At 44.6% G+C, this 17,545-nt stretch carries 15 protein-coding genes and 2 tRNA genes; 2 read left to right on the forward strand and 15 right to left on the reverse strand.

The features are described 5' to 3' along the window. Nucleotides 1–42: 42 nt before the first annotated feature. Entirely contained in the window at nt 43–2,076 is a 2,034-nt protein-coding gene (locus SWOO_RS18305; protein ID WP_012326154.1) for a putative bifunctional diguanylate cyclase/phosphodiesterase, read from the forward strand. Between the two features lie 88 nt (nt 2,077–2,164). On the opposite strand, the gene rpsO is transcribed toward SWOO_RS18305, so the two are convergent. From rpsO to rlmE, 14 genes are all read right to left on the reverse strand, one after another. Continuing rightward, the gene (rpsO, locus tag SWOO_RS18310; protein ID WP_012326155.1) at nt 2,165–2,434 is read right to left on the reverse strand and encodes a 30S ribosomal protein S15; all 270 of its coding nucleotides are present in this window, start codon (nt 2,432–2,434) and stop codon (nt 2,165–2,167) included. A gap of 141 nt (nt 2,435–2,575) precedes the next feature. Further along, nucleotides 2,576–3,529 carry a tRNA pseudouridine(55) synthase TruB gene (gene truB / locus SWOO_RS18315; protein ID WP_012326156.1) on the reverse strand — a complete coding sequence of 318 codons (954 nt, stop codon included), beginning with the start codon at nt 3,527–3,529 and terminating at the stop codon, nt 2,576–2,578. Beyond that, entirely contained in the window at nt 3,529–3,951 is a 423-nt protein-coding gene (rbfA, locus tag SWOO_RS18320; protein ID WP_012326157.1) for a 30S ribosome-binding factor RbfA, read from the reverse strand. Before rbfA ends, truB begins: the two co-directional genes overlap by 1 nt. A gap of 361 nt (nt 3,952–4,312) precedes the next feature. Further along, nucleotides 4,313–6,997: a translation initiation factor IF-2 gene (gene infB / locus SWOO_RS18325; RefSeq protein WP_012326158.1), complete on the reverse strand. Its 2,685-nt coding sequence runs from the start codon at nt 6,995–6,997 to the stop codon at nt 4,313–4,315. 26 nt (nt 6,998–7,023) lie between these two features. Next, nucleotides 7,024–8,523, reverse strand: a complete 1,500-nt coding sequence (gene nusA / locus SWOO_RS18330) for a transcription termination factor NusA (protein ID WP_012326159.1) — start codon at nt 8,521–8,523, stop codon at nt 7,024–7,026. A 28-nt stretch (nt 8,524–8,551) separates the two neighbouring features. Next, on the reverse strand, nt 8,552–9,007 hold the full coding sequence (gene rimP / locus SWOO_RS18335) for a ribosome maturation factor RimP (RefSeq protein ID WP_012326160.1): 456 nt from the start codon (nt 9,005–9,007) through the stop codon (nt 8,552–8,554). 156 nt (nt 9,008–9,163) lie between these two features. Beyond that, nucleotides 9,164–9,240, reverse strand: a tRNA-Met gene (locus SWOO_RS18340). Nucleotides 9,241–9,361: 121 nt separating this feature from the next. Continuing rightward, nucleotides 9,362–9,448: transfer RNA gene (locus SWOO_RS18345), tRNA-Leu, on the reverse strand. 114 nt (nt 9,449–9,562) lie between these two features. Further along, nucleotides 9,563–9,904, reverse strand: a complete 342-nt coding sequence (gene secG, locus SWOO_RS18350; protein ID WP_012326161.1) for a preprotein translocase subunit SecG — start codon at nt 9,902–9,904, stop codon at nt 9,563–9,565. Nucleotide 9,905: 1 nt separating this feature from the next. After that, nucleotides 9,906–10,688: a triose-phosphate isomerase gene (tpiA, locus tag SWOO_RS18355; protein ID WP_012326162.1), complete on the reverse strand. Its 783-nt coding sequence runs from the start codon at nt 10,686–10,688 to the stop codon at nt 9,906–9,908. Between the two features lie 196 nt (nt 10,689–10,884). Continuing rightward, on the reverse strand, nt 10,885–12,222 hold the full coding sequence (gene glmM / locus SWOO_RS18360; RefSeq protein WP_012326163.1) for a phosphoglucosamine mutase: 1,338 nt from the start codon (nt 12,220–12,222) through the stop codon (nt 10,885–10,887). A 147-nt stretch (nt 12,223–12,369) separates the two neighbouring features. After that, nucleotides 12,370–13,251, reverse strand: a complete 882-nt coding sequence (gene folP / locus SWOO_RS18365; RefSeq protein ID WP_407636062.1) for a dihydropteroate synthase — start codon at nt 13,249–13,251, stop codon at nt 12,370–12,372. 32 nt (nt 13,252–13,283) lie between these two features. Beyond that, nucleotides 13,284–15,257: an ATP-dependent zinc metalloprotease FtsH gene (gene ftsH / locus SWOO_RS18370; RefSeq protein WP_012326165.1), complete on the reverse strand. Its 1,974-nt coding sequence runs from the start codon at nt 15,255–15,257 to the stop codon at nt 13,284–13,286. 229 nt (nt 15,258–15,486) lie between these two features. Continuing rightward, the gene (rlmE, locus tag SWOO_RS18375; protein WP_012326166.1) at nt 15,487–16,116 is read right to left on the reverse strand and encodes a 23S rRNA (uridine(2552)-2'-O)-methyltransferase RlmE; all 630 of its coding nucleotides are present in this window, start codon (nt 16,114–16,116) and stop codon (nt 15,487–15,489) included. A gap of 91 nt (nt 16,117–16,207) precedes the next feature. Between rlmE and yhbY the strand changes: the two genes are divergently transcribed. After that, nucleotides 16,208–16,507 (forward strand): ribosome assembly RNA-binding protein YhbY, encoded by a 300-nt coding sequence (gene yhbY, locus SWOO_RS18380; protein WP_012326167.1) that lies wholly within the window; start codon nt 16,208–16,210, stop codon nt 16,505–16,507. Nucleotides 16,508–16,600: 93 nt separating this feature from the next. Here yhbY and secF read toward each other — a convergent pair whose 3' ends face one another. After that, entirely contained in the window at nt 16,601–17,545 is a 945-nt protein-coding gene (gene secF / locus SWOO_RS18385; protein WP_012326168.1) for a protein translocase subunit SecF, read from the reverse strand.

Here is a 17,545-nt window from a genome sequence, read left to right on the forward strand (position 1 = left end):
GAGGTTTTTTGAGTATCAAGACCCAAATAAAAGGATCGGCACATGTCTGCCAGCTTTAAATCTCTTACTTGGAAACAGACCAGCTTAGTGGTTTTTTCCGCGCTTTTCTTTGCTATCGCGATATTTATAGTAGAGATTGCGCTTGTAGGCGTATCAGCAAGGGATCAACTTAAAGCTTCTCAGAAAGAACTTCTTGATTCAGTGGAGCAACCCGCTGCAAATGCTGTTTGGGCCTTAGATGATAACTTAGCTAAGCAGACTCTTGAGGGGGTGCTAAAGGTTCAACATGTAGGCTCAGCCGTTATAGAGCTTGATGATGGCTCCATGTTCGTTTCAGTATCTTCACCTAATTTACACCCCAGCATCTTTGAAAAACTCAGTCATCGCCTCTTTGGTGATCTTAAAGAGATATCTCGCTCACTACTCAGGCCTTTCTATTTTGAGGGCACAGAGAAGCAGCAGCTAATCGGCACTCTGACCATATTTTATGATACTCAAGGACTGACAGACTCTCTCTTTTCTCAGCTAAAGTTCAGTCTTATTGCAACGCTGGCGCGCGCACTCTTAATCACCTTAGTTCTCTCTGTGGTATTTCATCGATTCCTGACACGCCCCATCGCCCATATCAGTGAGGCTATCGATAAGATAGAGCCAGACTCCCCAGATGAAAACCTGCTTCCCGTCGATAAATCGCACATTGATGACGAATTAGGCTTGGTGACATCAAAATTTAATCAAATCTTAATACAGTTCAGCCAAACCCAGAGCAAATTACGCAAGATGGCAACTCGGGATCCATTAACCGGACTGCCTAATCGCACTCTATTGCTCGAAACGATCGCCGTCACAATTCAACGGGCCCGGGTTCATAAAAATCAATTTAGTATGGTGTTTATCGATCTCGATAGATTCAAGAACGTCAATGACTCACTGGGGCACGCATTAGGTGATAAATTTCTGGCGAGAATTGCCCGCGTATTAGAGCGAGTTGTCGGTGATAAAGGAACCGTTGCCAGACTCGGTGGTGATGAATTTGTTATCTTAGCCGATGAGATCCAAACGCCGGATCAAGCTGCAGATTTTGTCGATAATCTGTTAATTCAATTAAACACCCCTATGCAGCTCAATGAGCACACCATTCACCCCGCAGCATCGGTGGGGATCTCTATCTACCCCGATGATGGCATGACGGCTGAAGATCTCATTCGTCATGCTGACATCGCCATGTACAGTGCAAAAGCCGCAGGCTCAAACCAGTGGGCTTTCTTTAAGCAGCAGATGACAGAGCGAGCTGCGGTTCGATTAAGAACCGAAGCATCACTCCATGACGCCCTTAAAAATGAGGAGTTCTTACTCCATTACCAGCCTAAGTTTGATATTAAAACCGGCAAGATTCTCGCTTGCGAAGCGCTAATAAGATGGAAAAAAGATGGGCGCCTCATCAGTCCACTCTCATTCATCCCAGTGGCTGAAGAGACTGGCATTATCATCCCTATCGGTCGATGGGTCATAGAGGAAGCCTGTAAGACCCTCAGAGAGTGGAAAATTAAATATAACTTTGCGCTACCTATTGCTGTCAATGTAGCCTCACAGCAGTTTGCAGACGCCAGCTTGGTACCAGATATCAAGCAGTTAGCCCTTAGATATCAGATAAGCCCAGAGTTATTAGAGATAGAGATAACTGAAACCTCATTGATGAACGACATTGAGTTGGCCATCTCAAAACTTCAGCAACTAAAGTCAGCAGGCTTCGGCATCGCTGTTGATGATTTTGGCACAGGTTACTCATCACTCTCCTACCTTAGGCATCTGCCGATCACCACCATGAAGATAGATCGTTGCTTTGTCACCGATCTCCCACAAGAGAGCGCAATTGCATCCACTATCTTGATGTTGGGCAAACAGTTAAATCTGAAGGTTGTCGCCGAAGGAATAGAAACAGAGGAGCAGCTTAACTGGCTTAGCAGTAATGAGTGTCAGATAGGACAGGGATTCTATTTCAGTAAACCCGTAGAGCATGATGAATTTGTCGACAAATATATCAGGCCAAATACCGCGAGTATCAGTAATATTTGATCGCGCTAAACTTCTTCAATCTCCCAAAACTCCTTTTTCAGACACAAAAAAGGAGGCCTAAGCCTCCTTTATCTAAATCTAATCGTTATTAACGACGTAGACCTAGCTTCTTGATTAGTTCCTGGTAACGTACGTTTTCAGTACGCTTTAGGTATGCAAGAAGTTTACGACGGGTATTAACCATACGTAGTAGACCACGACGTGAGTGGTGATCGTGCTTGTGCTCTTTAAAGTGACCTTGCAGATGGTTAATCTGTGCAGTTAAAAGAGCTACCTGAACTTCAGTAGAACCAGTGTCATTTTCACAACGACCGAATTCAGCCAGGATAGATGCAGTTTGTTCAGCATTTAGTGACATGTTGTCTCTCCAAATAATGCATTAATAAATCTTTAGCCAATCACTAACTCAGCTAAAGCGAGCGCGGATTTTACCTATTTTTGGCAATATATGCAATAGATAACTAATACCAATCGGTATAGATCGCTGCCAGTAAAAACTTTACGCCTTTACTTCATCTTCACGAATAACGATTAGGCGTTTTGGCGCCAACATACCGTCATCGTTCATCGCACCAATTCCAACAAACTTATGCTCTTCACCTATGGTGATCCGCACAATTTCATCAGCAACTAGGCCTGAAGCATGAACGGGATTACCATTCATTAGATATGGAGCCTGTGACTCAGCGAGGTTTATCTCTCTAAACTTACTGACTGCGGTATCCATAGGCAACAGTAGGGGGTCGAGCACAGATTTAGCTTCAACGCCGTCAGCCTCTGCTTGACTGACCATCTCATTAAGCTGCTCAAGACTGACCATACGCTCATAAGGGTAACCAGCAACTTGGGTTCGCCTTAACATGATCACATGGGCACCACAGCCTAGCATCTCACCCAGATCATCTGTGATGGTGCGTATGTAGGTCCCTTTCGAACAGTGGATATCTAAGGTTAACTCATCACCTTCAAGGCTGATAAAGTTAAGTTCAAAGACATTGATTGGTCTCGCCTTCCTTGGTACCTCAATGCCTTCACGCGCGTACTTATACAGAGGTTGCCCCTCATGTTTAAGTGCAGAATACATAGAGGGCACTTGCATGGTCTCGCCACGAAAATGCTCCAAGGACTCCATTAGCAGCTCTTGGGTAAAGTTAATCGGGCGAGTCTGCACCACTTCACCATCTGAGTCACTGGTATCGGTTCGCTCTCCAAGTTTTGCAGTGACGGTATAACGCTTGTCTGCATCGAGCAGATGCTGGGAAAACTTGGTCGCCTCACCTAAGCAGATTGGTAACATACCCGTTGCAAGTGGATCAAGCGCTCCGGTATGCCCAGCCTTATTGGCGTTGAAAAGTCGCTTAACTCGCTGCAATGCAAAGTTAGAACTCATGCCAGTATCTTTATCTAAGAGTACAATCCCGTCGATAAAACGGCCACGAGAGCGACGAGCCATTACTCTTCACCTTCCGAATCAGCGGTATCCGTTTTGTCTTTACCGTTATGCTTCTGCTGCTTAGCTTCGTCATCATGAATGATGCGAGTCACTAAGTTAGACATGCGCATACCTTCGACAAGCGATGCATCATACACAAATCTAAGTTCAGGCATCACGCGCAGTTTCATGCGACCAGCGACCAGTGAACGAACATAACCAGACGCTGTTGTTAGCGCCTCTAATTTTTCCTCAACAAGCTTGCTATCCTCTTCGAAGAAGGTAACAAAGACTTTGGCGTAACTTAAATCACGTGATACTTCAACGTCATTTACCGTTACCATGCCAATACGAGGATCTTTAATGTCACGCTGTAGCACTTGAGCCAGCTCTTGCTGTAACTGCTGTGCAATACGACGTGTTCGACTAAATTCTCTTGCCATAATAATTTGCCACTCGGTTAAATATACCAATTAATATAAGAAGTTGATCTACTCAGAGTGTTTTTTGACAAACTAATTCAAGGCGAATGGACTTCATAATGGTTATTCCCTTATGAGTTCATTCAACGCAGAAGTAGGCAGCCAAAAACACTCCTTTCAGGCGAGTTTTAGCGGTGCTGATGCTGTGTTAACGAGCTTGACCGTAGAGTAACTATGCTCTTCACTCGTTGCCTTGCCTCAGGACCGTTAAACTCTCGCTGAGCGATCAAATCTTTATAATAATTGGTATTAGATAACATATTTTTTAATGTTATCTAAACGAAAAAAGGGCGGCATCCGCCGCCCCCTTAGCTACAGTCTCTTAGAGAGAACGTGCTATTTCAACGGTTTCAAAGACTTCTATCTGATCGCCAACTCTGACGTCATTGTAGTTCTTAACACCGATACCACATTCCATGCCGTTACGAACATCGTTAACATCATCTTTAAAGCGACGAAGTGATTCTAGCTCACCTTCGTAGATAACAACGTTGTCACGTAGAACACGGATTGGTGCGCTGCGCTTGATCGTACCTTCAGTGACCATACAACCAGCAATTGCGCCGATCTTTGGAGACTTAAATACGTCACGAACTTCAGCAAGACCAATAATCTCTTGCTTAAACTCAGGAGCAAGTAGACCACTCATCGCGTCTCTAACTTCATCAATCAATTGATAGATGATGCTGTAGTAACGTAGGTCAACACTCTCACTTTCGATAACTTTACGCGCTTGTGCATCAGCACGAACGTTAAAGCCGACCATGATAGCGTTTGATGCAGCTGCGAGGCTTGCATCAGTTTCAGTCAATCCACCTACACCACGTGCGATGATGTTAACTTTAACTTCATCGGTAGATAAGCCATTGAGTGAGTCACAGATAGCTTCAAGTGAACCTTGAACGTCCGCTTTAAGAACGATGTTCAGCTCCTGAACTTCGCCTTCTGTCATGTTAGCAAACATGTTTTCAAGCTTAGACTTCTGCTGGCGAGCCAGTTTGATATCGCGGAACTTACCTTGACGGTAAAGAGCAACTTCACGGGCTTTACGCTCATCACGTACAACAGTCGCTTCATCACCAGCCGAAGGTACACCTGAAAGACCTAAAATCTCAACAGGAATAGATGGACCGGCTTCAGTCACTGAACGGCCATTTTCGTCGCGCATAGCACGGACTTTACCGTATTCAAGACCACAAAGAACGATATCGCCTTGCTTAAGCGTACCTTCTTGAACCAGTACAGTTGCTACAGGACCACGGCCCTTATCCAACTTAGATTCAACAACAACACCTGCAGCCATACCCTCTCTGATCGCCTTAAGCTCAAGAACTTCAGCTTCAAGAAGGATACCTTCAAGTAGCTCGTCGATACCTTCACCGCTCTTAGCTGAAACGTGAACAAACATGTTGTTTCCGCCCCAATCTTCAGACATTACGCCGTGCTGTGAAAGCTCACTCTTAACACGCTCAGGATCAGCCTCTGGCTTATCCATCTTGTTCACTGCAACGATTAGCGGTACACCGCCCGCTTTCGCGTGCTGAATCGCTTCAATCGTCTGTGGCATAACACCATCATCGGCAGCAACAACCAAGATAACAATATCGGTCGCCTTGGCACCACGAGCACGCATAGCGGTAAACGCTGCGTGACCAGGAGTGTCAAGGAAAGTGATCATGCCGTTATCTGTTTCAACGTGGTATGCACCAATGTGCTGAGTAATACCACCCGCTTCGCCTGAAGCAACTTTAGCCATACGAATATGGTCAAGTAGTGAAGTCTTACCGTGGTCAACGTGACCCATGATAGTCACAACAGGAGCACGAGACTCAGCTTGGATGTTGCCATCACGGTCAGCAAGAACCTGATGCTCAAGTTCGTTTTCACGAATTAGCACAACCTTATGGCCCATCTCTTCAGCAACTAATTGAGCAGTTTCCTGATCAAGTACCTGGTTGATGGTAACCATAGAGCCCATCTTCATCATCTGTTTGATGATTTCAGTGGCCTTGATAGACATTTTTGATGCTAACTCAGCAACAGAAACTGTTTCACCAATGCTCACATCCGTTTTAACAACGGCAACTGGCTTAGTAAATGCGTGATCCATAGACTCAGGTGCAACACTACGGTTGTTACGAGCATTACGGCCACCGCGTGCATTACGGCTATCACGACGATTGTCTTTTCCGCCACGACGCTTGCCTTTACCTGTATTAGCAGGCGCATTTGCAGGAGCAGCTGCAGGAGCTTTACGTGGACGACGGTCGCGCTTTTCAGCGTTAGCATCGGCAGTATCTTCCGCGGCACGAGCTTCTGATGAAGTCGTTACGTGGTGATCAACATTCTTTTCAAGCTCTTTACGTTGCTTCTCTTCCTCAGCCCAACGAGCTGAGTTCTCTTCTGCAAGTATACGAGCAGCTTCAGCAGCAGCTTTCGCTTCTTCATCTGCTTTAGCTTTAGCAACGTCATCTTTCGCAGCTTGAAGTCTATCAGCTTCATCTTGAGCCGCTTTCTCTTCTGCTGTAGGTGCTGTCTTAGCTTTTGCTGCAGCGTTGGCTTTAGCCTTCTCTTTCGCTTCTGCGTCAGCTTTGGCCTTAGCCTCTGCTTTGGCTTTAGCTTCTGCATCTGCCTGAGCTTTAGCAGCAGCTTCTGCCGCCGCTTTAGCTTCTGCTTCAAGTTTTGCCGCAGCCTCAGCTTCTGCTTCTGCAGCAGGATCACGTTTCACGAAAGTACGCTTTTTACGCACTTCAACTTTAACATCTTTAGAATCACTACCTGTACCAACACTTAATGTCGATACTGATTTGCGCTGCAGTGTCATCTTAGTTGGTGCTGAATCGCCACCATGTTGCTTCTTTAAAAATTCAAGCAACTGCTGCTTCTCAGCCTCAGAGACTGAGTCAGTTTTACTTTTCTTAATACCGGCATCAGAAAACTGCTCAACCAAACGATCTGCACTTTTTCCAACTTCTGTGGCCAGTTTTTCTACTGTAGTTTCTGCCATCTGTAAAATCCCCTCTGTTGATCGACTTATGCTTCTTCGCCAAACCAACAGATATTTCGGGCTGCCATGATGAGCTCACCAGCCTTTTCTTCTGTCAATTCTTCAATGTCGATCAAGTCATCAATGCCTTGTTCGGCTAAATCTTCTAGTGTAATAACGCCTTTACTCGCTAATACAAACGCTAGGTGTCTCTCTAGACCTTCGAGTGCAAGTAGGTCTTCACTTGGCTCTGCACCATCTAATGCTTCTTCAGAAGCAAGTGCACGAGTAGAGATTGCAGCTTTAGCTCGCTCTCTCAGCGCTTCAACGATCTCTTCGTCGAAACCATCAATTTCCATCAGCTCAGATTCAGGAACATAAGCCACCTCTTCTAATGAGGTGAAACCTTCATCTGCAAGTACTTGAGCAAAATCTTCATCAACTTCTAATGCCGAAACAAATAAGTTAACGATCTTCGCGCTCTCTGCCTGATGCTTAGCTTGCATATCAGCCACAGTCATCACGTTAAGCTCCCAACCAGAAAGTTGAGTTGCTAGACGTACGTTTTGACCATTGCGACCAATCGCTTGAGCCAAACTATCCGCTTCAACGGCGATATCCATCGAGTGGTTATCTTCATCGACGATGATAGAAGCGACATCCGCAGGTGACATGGCATTGATAACAAATTGTGCTGGGTTATCGTCCCAAAGCACGATATCAACACGTTCGCCATTTAACTCATTTGATACAGCCTGAACACGTGCACCACGCATACCGACACAAGCACCGATAGGATCGATACGCTTGTCATTTGATTTAACAGCAATCTTTGCACGAGAACCTGGGTCACGAGCTGCACCCATGATCTCAATCATCTCATCTTGAATTTCCGGTACTTCAACACGGAAAAGCTCGATAAGCATATCTGGCTTAGTACGAGTTAAGAAAAGCTGAGCACCACGTGCCTCTGGACGAACTGCATATAGCAAAGCGCGTACACGATCACCTGGACGGAAGCTTTCACGTGAAATCAAATCTTCTTTGAATAACACGGCATCAGCATTGTTACCAAGATCAACCACAACACTTTCGCGATTGCTCTTTTTAACAACACCAGTGATTAGCTCACCTTCTTTATCTCTAAACTGATCAACAACTTGAGCACGTTCAGCTTCACGAACCTTCTGTACGATCACCTGTTTAGCCGTTTGTGTCGTAATACGGTCAAATACTACTGACTCAATATCATCTTCGATATAGTCGCCAAGTTGAATCTCAGGATCTTCAAACTGAGCCGCTTCCAGTGTTATTTCACTAAAAGGGTTCTCTAAAGGCTCACCCGTGTCTTCAACAACCATCCAACGACGGAAAGTTTCATATCCACCGGTTTTACGGTCGATCTGAACACGAACTTCAATATCGCCTTCATATTTTTTCTTGGTGGCTGTAGCTAATGCTATTTCCAACGCTTCGAAAATTTTCTCGCGAGGAACACCTTTCTCATTTGAAACCGCCTCAGCGACTAGCAAAATCTCTTTATTCATCCTCTTGCCTCGTTGATTCTTGAATCCATCAAAACTTAGCGATTAGGTTGCCTTTACGGATATTATCCAAAGCAATAATCAGTTCGTTACCATCAACAGTAAGTGTGAGCATCTGCCCTTCAACTCCTGTAACGGTCCCCTTTAAATTACGACTACCAGCAACAGGCATAGTCAGTTGAATCTTTACAGTCTCATCGATGTAAGCAGTATATTGCTCGGCATTAAAAAGTGGCCTATCTACACCGGGAGAGGAAACTTCTAATGTGTATTCGGTTGAGATGGGATCTTCAACATCTAGCACAGCACTGACCTGGCGGCTTACTTCGGCACAATCTTCGATGAAGACGCCTTTCTCATTATCGATATAAACTCTTACGACAGAGTGTTTACCCGCCTGGATATACTCTAATCCCCAAAGTGTGTGGCCTAGTGCCTCAACTGGAGATTTAAGCATCTCTTCCAGTCTATTTTCTATAGTTGCCAAGGTGACCCCCCGAAAAACAAAAAAGGGCTAAATAGCCCCAGTACAACACCGATTAATCGGCATTTTATAAGTTCCAGATAACAAAAAACCCCGTAATAACGAGGTCGTTGAGTTTAGAACCTGTAAACAATTATAGATAAACTACAATTGAGAAGCTGGTTGCGGGGGCCGGATTTGAACCGACGACCTTCGGGTTATGAGCCCGACGAGCTACCAAACTGCTCCACCCCGCGTCAACTGCTGCAAGTATATTGAGTAATCAAGCTACTTGCAATAATAAAGCTCACTACATCGACTTTATTATTTTGGTTTAGAGAAACAACTCATAAACGAGGAGTCTCAACAAACCGAAATTGGTGCGGATGGGGGGACTTGAACCCCCACGAGCTTTCGCTCACCAGCCCCTCAAGCTGGCGTGTCTACCAATTCCACCACATCCGCATAAATCTGTACATTTGACTGCTAATAATTCTTGTTACCTTAAGAGGATGGTAACGAGTTCACAGTCGGTATCAATCTTGTTGAGATTGATACCATCATAAGCTTACTTATGATTTAGTCAGGGATCTTATCTTCTGACTTTTGAGTCTCTACTGCATCGGTAACTTGCTCAGTTACTTGCGCTGCACCAGAACTTAAATCTTGCCATGCATCTTCGCCCTTGGCGTGATTTGCACTTAAGTTACCAATAATCAAACTTAATGCAAAAAAACCGATTGCTAAGATAGCAGTTGAACGAGTCAAAAAGTTACCAGCACCAGATGAACCGAACAGAGTTGCTGAAGCACCGGCACCAAATGAGGCCCCCATGTCAGCTCCTTTACCTTGCTGGATTAAAATTAGGCCTACTAAACCAATTGCAACCAACAAGTAAACAACCATTAATACTTCGTACATATTATGCGCTCATCGCTATGGAACATAAACTTAGAAACTCGGTAGAGTTTAAGCTCACTCCGCCAATCAATCCACCATCGACATCAGGTTGAGCAAATAAATCTGCTGCATTACTCGGTGTTACGCTGCCACCGTACAAAATCCTGATATTCTCTCCAATAAATGGAGACACTTCAGAGAGGCGCTTGCGAATAAACGCATGAACTTCTTGAGCCTGCTCTGGCGTAGCACTCTTACCTGTTCCTACTGCCCATAAAGGTTCGTAGGCGATAATTGCGTTATCAAAAGCCATGGTGCCATTTTTCTCAATGACGACATCTAACTCTTCTGCGATCACCTCAAAGGTACGTCTCGCTTCTCTAGCTGGACCGGACTCACCAACACATAATATTGGGGTCAAACCATGTTTTTGTGCTGCAGCAAACTTCTCTGCAACGATATCACTCGTCTCTCCGTACATACGGCGACGTTCGGAGTGTCCGATAATAACATATCGACATCCTGAATCTTTTAACATCTGCCCTGACACTTCACCAGTATAAGCACCAAAATCATGTTGACTAAGGTTTTGTGCGCCCATTCTGACAAGACAACCATTTAAGGCTTCCTTGTTAGCGTCTAACTGCTGACGTACGCTCTCTAGATAAATCGTTGGCGGACACAAGACCACTTCCGCAGAATCATTTTGAAGTTTGGTAGCGAACTTTTTGAATAGCTCTTGTGCAAGCTGTGCACTGCCATTCATTTTCCAGTTACCAGCGACCATTGGACGTCTGAGTGCCATCTGTGTCTCCTCTGAAAGCGGTGAGGATAATAGCGAACCGATTAGAAACTTACAATACCTAAAGTGGTAATATTTGGGATTAAATGACGGAACGCTGCTTTTTCATCCGCATATAACTATTTATTAATCAAATCCTATTTAAAAAGAATTAGCCAACTCAAGTTAACTAATTCTTCATCATTAAATAGTACAATAATTAAACTAAGTTTCTCACCGCATCGGCAATATAGTTAGCATGCTTAATGACATCGGCTTCGACATCACCTTCAACCATCACACGGATCAATGGTTCTGTACCCGATTTTCTTAATAAGACTCGGCCACGCTCACCCAATTGTGACTCAACCTCTTTTTGTGCATTTAGCACCTCTTTTGAGGCTAAAGGATCATGGTCACCCTCGAAACGAACGTTAACGAGTACTTGTGGTAGCATCTTGATATTAGCCGTCAACTCATCAAGGGTTGCATTTTGACGACACATAGCAGCAAGCACCAAAATGCCAGCTACAATACCATCGCCTGTAGTACCATGATCTAAGTTGAGGATATGACCTGAGTTTTCACCACCAATACGCCAGCCTTTCTCTTTCAGCATCGTCATCACGTAACGATCGCCTACGTTGGAGCGAGCAAAAGGAATATCGAGCTCCTGCAGCGCAAGGTCAAGACCTAGGTTAGACATCAAGGTCCCAACCACACCGCCGCAAAGTACACCGCGAAGCTGGGCATCACAAGCCAGTATATAGAGGATCTCATCACCATCGATGACTCGACCTTCACGGTTAACCATCATGATACGGTCACCATCGCCATCAAGCGCAATACCCAAATCAGCCTTTTCCGCAACAACGGTTTCGCAAATCTTAGCCATAGAGGTCGCGCCGACTTCATGGTTGATGTTTAGTCCATCAGGTTTATCACCGATAGCGATTACATCCGCTCCTAGCTCACGAAAGACATTAGGTGCGATATGATAAGTGGCGCCATGGGCACAATCGACGACGATTTTCAGTCCGCGTAGCGTATGCTCCGCAGGGAAGTTACCTTTACAATACTCAATGTAACGACCAGGAGCATCGTCAATACGAGACACCTTGCCTAAAAGGTGTGATTCAACACAGGTCAGCGGTTTTTCAAGCTCACGTTCAATCTCAAGCTCGACTTCATCATCAAGTTTACTGCCATCGGTGGAGAAGAATTTAATCCCGTTATCATAATAAGGGTTGTGAGATGCACTGATCACAACGCCCGCTTCAGCCCTAAAGGTTCTAGTCAAATACGCCACAGCAGGTGTTGGCATAGGTCCCATCAACATAACGTTGAGGCCAGCTGCCGATAACCCAGCTTCCATTGCCGACTCAAAAAGGTAACCAGAAATACGGGTATCTTTACCGATGATCACTTTTTGAGTGCCAGAACGCGAAAGTACCCTTCCCGCCGCCCAGCCAAGCTTTAACGCCAACTCAGGTGTCATTTTACCCGCGCCAACTTTACCGCGGATACCATCTGTTCCAAAAAACTTTCTCATACTCATAACCCCAAATCTACCTCTCTCTTAGTGAAGAGATAGAAAAATAAAAAACGCTTCCAGTCTACTGCTCAAACCCTAACCTAAGCTGAACAGGGCAAATGTTATCACTGTGTTTATAAAAAGATCTGTGCGATAACACTGAATAATTAACTAAATATTTTTATAATGACTCGTTGCTAAAAGCACCTTGAGTACATCGACGGTCTCAGGCACGTCATGTACTCTAAAGATATCTCCTCCTCTTTGCGCTGCCAGTAACACGCCAGCTAAACTTCCCGCCAAACGCTCAGATGTATCTCGATTTAACAGATTTCCCATCATGCTTTTACGCGACACACCAATAAGTAGCGGTAGTCCTAACTCTTGAAACTCCGCTAATCGATTGAGTAATTCATAGTTATGGGACAAAGTTTTACCAAAACCGAAACCTGGATCTAAAATAATATTTTCACGCTTAATTCCAGCATCAATGCATGCCTGAATACGGCTTTCAAAAAAGCGTTTAATATCTTCAACCACATCCCGGTACTCAGGAGAGGTCTGCATCGTCCTAGGTTGTCCCTGCATATGCATAAGACAAACTGGTACCTGCAGCTTAGCAGCAACTTCTAATGCGCCCTCCTCCTGAAGAGCTCGTACATCATTGATAAGATTGGCGCCGGCATTAACCGCAGCCTCCATCACTTCAGCTTTACTGGTATCGACCGATACCCAAACATCATGATGCTTAGCAACATATTCAATTAGAGGAATGACCCTAAGAAGCTCCTCATCTAAGCTCACTTCTGCCGCACCAGGCCTTGTTGATTCTCCGCCAATATCGATAAAGCTTGCTCCCTGAGCAACCATTTGATCAGCATGTTCGCATGCGCGTTGGAAGCTTGCGAACTGACCACCATCTGAAAATGAATCGGGCGTAACATTGAGGATCCCCATCACTACTGGGCTAGCAAGATCTAGGGATTTTTCACCACTTCGAATTTTATACACTAAGACTCCGGAGTTTACCTTTTGAAAACAAGAAAACCCCATAGCGGGGTTTTCTTTTAGTCAGCAAAAGCTAATTACTTAGCTGTTGATTCATCAGCTTCATTAACGTCAGGTGCATTAGCTTGTTCAGGTTCAGCTTTCGCTTCTTCTTGAACAGGAGTGTCATCTGATTTAGCAGACTTGCCACCTTTATCATTGCTTGAACCATTATCATCCATGTTCCAATCAACAGGGTCACGAACCTCTCTACGCTCCATCAGATCATCAATCTGATTAGCATCGATAGTTTCATACTTCATCAACGCATCTTTCATTGCATGAAGAATGTCCATGTTGTCATTCAAGAATGTCTGAGCACGTTGATAGTTATTATCGATAAGCGTTTTAACCTCAAGATCAATAATACTCGCAGTCTCATCTGACATATGTTGTGACTTGCCCATACTACGCCCTAGGAAGACTTCGTTTTCATCTTCGGCGTAAAGTACTGGACCTAACTTTTCAGAGAAGCCCCATTGGGTCACCATGTTACGTGCTATCGACGTTGCATATTTAATGTCTTGAGAAGCACCAGTTGATACTCGCTCACTGCCATAAATAATCTCTTCCGCGAGTCTTCCACCATAAGCTACTGAGATTTGGCTCTCTAGCTTACGACGACTTTGACTAATAGCATCCGCTTCAGGCAGGAAGAAAGTCACACCTAATGCACGGCCACGTGGAATAATTGTTACCTTATGCACCGGGTCGTGCTCAGGTACTAAGCAACCTACAATAGCATGTCCCGCTTCATGGTAAGCGGTCATCTCTTTCTCCTCCTCAGACATCACCATAGTGCGGCGTTCAGCCCCCATCATGATCTTGTCTTTGGCACTTTCGAACTCTTCCATACCAACAATACGTCGGTTTCCACGAGCTGCAAACAGTGCCGCTTCATTGACTAAGTTAGCCAAGTCAGCCCCAGAGAATCCAGGAGTACCACGTGCAATAACGCTCGCTTTAACATCATCAGCTAAAGGCACTTTGCGCATATGTACCTTTAAGATCTGCTCACGACCACGAACATCTGGCAGACCAACCACCACTTGACGGTCAAAACGACCAGGACGAAGCAGTGCAGCATCCAGTACATCTGGACGGTTGGTTGCGGCAATAACAATCACGCCTTCATTACCTTCGAAACCATCCATCTCAACCAGCATCTGGTTCAGTGTCTGTTCACGTTCATCGTGTCCACCACCAACACCTGCGCCACGTTGGCGACCTACGGCATCGATCTCATCGATAAAGATGATACAAGGTGCAGATTTCTTAGCTTGCTCGAACATGTCACGCACACGAGATGCACCGACACCAACAAACATCTCAACAAAGTCAGAACCTGAAATTGTAAAGAAAGGTACTTTAGCTTCACCAGCAATCGCTTTTGCTAGCAAAGTCTTACCTGTACCTGGAGGACCAACAAGCAGAACACCAGTAGGAATACGACCGCCTAGCTTTTGGAATTTAGTTGGCTCTTTAAGGTAATCAACCAGCTCCTTAACGTCCTCTTTAGCTTCATCGCAACCAGCAACATCACCAAAAGTCGTCTTGATCTGATCTTCGCTCATCAATTTGGCTTTACTTTTACCAAATGACATCGCGCCTTTACCGCCGCCACCTTGCATCTGACGCATGAAGAATATCCACACACCGATGAGCAATAGCATAGGGAACCAAGAGATAAAGATCTGGGTTAAAAACCCTGACTCTTCAGCTTCCTGCCCCTTCATCACGATCCCTTTTCGATCAAGATCATTAATCAGATCTTTATCAAACAGAGGCATAATCGTCGTGAATTTCTCCCCGGTGCGCTTAGTACCCTCAATCGTACGCTGATCGCTTTTTATTTCGACGGTATTAATCTGTCCACTACGAACATCATCTAAAAAAGCGGAATAATCCATCTTCGACGCGCTGGAAGAAGAGGGGGAATAACCCTGAAATACAGACATCAACACCACGGCGATGACAACCCAGAGAATTAAATTTTTTGCCATATCACTCAAAATTACTAGACCTCATGCAGTCTTGCGATTATTGACCATAGAATACACAACGCGTACTCAATCAGCCTTGCGGTTACTGAAAATAACAGTAGAACTTGTTATACCCTATCAGTCTTAAGGTTACTGAACTTAGAATACCACAATTTATACTTTTTCAGCCTTGCGGTGACTGACTTTATAGTACAACTTGTTATACCTAATCAGTCTTGCGATTAATGACGTTAGAGTACTATAACTTGTACCCTGTCGCCACAAGATAGACTTCACGCGAACGTGGTCGCGAAGAGTCTGGCTTACGTGTTTTGACGGTTTTAAACGCCTCTCTTACTGATTTCATGTACTCTTCAAAGCCCTCCCCCTGAAAGACTTTAACAGCAAAGCAACCATTTGGTGCCAACACTTGATGACACATATCTAATGCTAACTCAACTAGATACATAGCGCGAGGTTGATCTACACCACCTGTACCACTCATATTAGGCGCCATATCAGATAAAACAACATCGACTTTGGCATCACCTACACGAGTTAACAATGCATCGAGAACTTTCTCCTCCCTAAAATCTCCTTGAAGAAAATCAACACCAACAATGGGATCCATCGGCAAAATATCACAAGCGATAACTTTACCATTGTCACCCGCTAATTTAACTGCAACCTGAGACCAACCACCAGGTGCGGCACCTAAATCAACAACAGTCATTCCAGGACGGATCAGTTTATCTTTCTCCTGGATCTCCTCTATTTTAAACGCTGCGCGTGAACGAAATCCCCGTTTTTGAGCCAATTTGACATAGTGATCATCAAAATGTTCCTGCATCCAACGGGAGGAACTTGCTGTTCGTTTTTTTCCTGACATTTAAAATCCGCAACAAATGAGAGTTACATAATGGGTATATAAGGGTAGAATAGCGGCTTTTCAACAGTAACTCAGCATAAAGTTGGTAGAAATGAACTTAACAACCAAACAAAAACAGCACTTAAAGGGCTTAGCACATAATCTGAAGCCTGTAGTGATGCTTGGTTCCAATGGCCTGACTGAAGGTGTACTGGCGGAAATTGATAATGCACTCGCTTATCATGAACTGATCAAAGTGAAAGTAGCCTCTGGCGACAGAGAGTTAAAAAATGCAGTCGTTGATGCCATTGTACGTGAAACTCAAGCTGTAAAAGTACAGCTTATCGGTCACGTCCTAGTACTATTCCGTCAATCTGAAGAGATGAAGATTGCCATTCCAAAAGCAAAATAAGCTTTTGTGATTAAAAGTGGCTACCTCCACATTGAGCTAGCCCCTTACCGTAAGTAAAAACGGAGCCACTGACTATTCAGTGGCTCCGTTTTTTTATGGGGTATCGCTGACAGGCACTAATTTATAATGCTCTGAATTCACCCCAAATAACTCAGGTAAACAGGTCCCCACAGATATCGATGACCAGGTTCCCGTTAAGATACCGATAAACATCGCAATGGAAAAACTCTCCAGCGCACCTCCTCCCATTACCCAAAGTGCGCTTACTGTCATCAATGTCGTACCGCTGGTCACCATAGTACGTGAGAATGTGGCTTTAACTGCACTGGTACAGACATCAGCAATAGGCATCTTCGGCTTTAACGTTAATAGCTCCCGTATCCTATCTGCAATGATAATCGAGTCATTAAGGGAGTAACCCAATATCGCCAACACAGCCGCAAGTACTGTTAAATTAAACTCCATCTGCGTCAGAGAGAAGAAAGCCAACACAAAGATAACATCGTGAAAGAGTGCAAACAGTGCACCACTTGCAAGTCGCCACTCAAAGCGGAAACTCAGATACCCTAAAATACACAGCATGGCGACCAAGAGCGCTAACCCGCCTTGCTCTGCCAACTCTTGCCCGATCTGAGGACCAACTATGCTGGTATTTAGTACTTGGACCTCACTCTTTAAAGGTGAGAGTACCTCAGTAATATCCAAAGCATTAGCACTGACATCACCTGAAGTTGGAGTTTGACTATATCTCAATACCCATCGCCCAAGCTCTCCTGCAGAGATAACACTCACCTCTTGCTGCGACGACTTAGCCAGTAATACCTCTATCTGTTTAGCGGATATCTCCTTATCGACACGGATCTCTGTCACTACACCGCCAGTAAAATCTAAGCCCCAATTAAACCCTTTCACGGAGATAATTGTCACAGATAGGATCATCAAGGTTAAAGAGATAAAGCTAGTGAAGTAGCGCCATTTAGTTAATCGGCTCATATTACTAAAATTCCACGACTTTCCATTCATCATATTAATGTTCAT

The sequence above is a fragment of the Shewanella woodyi ATCC 51908 genome, assembly GCF_000019525.1.
In the GTDB taxonomy this organism is placed as follows: domain Bacteria; phylum Pseudomonadota; class Gammaproteobacteria; order Enterobacterales; family Shewanellaceae; genus Shewanella; species Shewanella woodyi.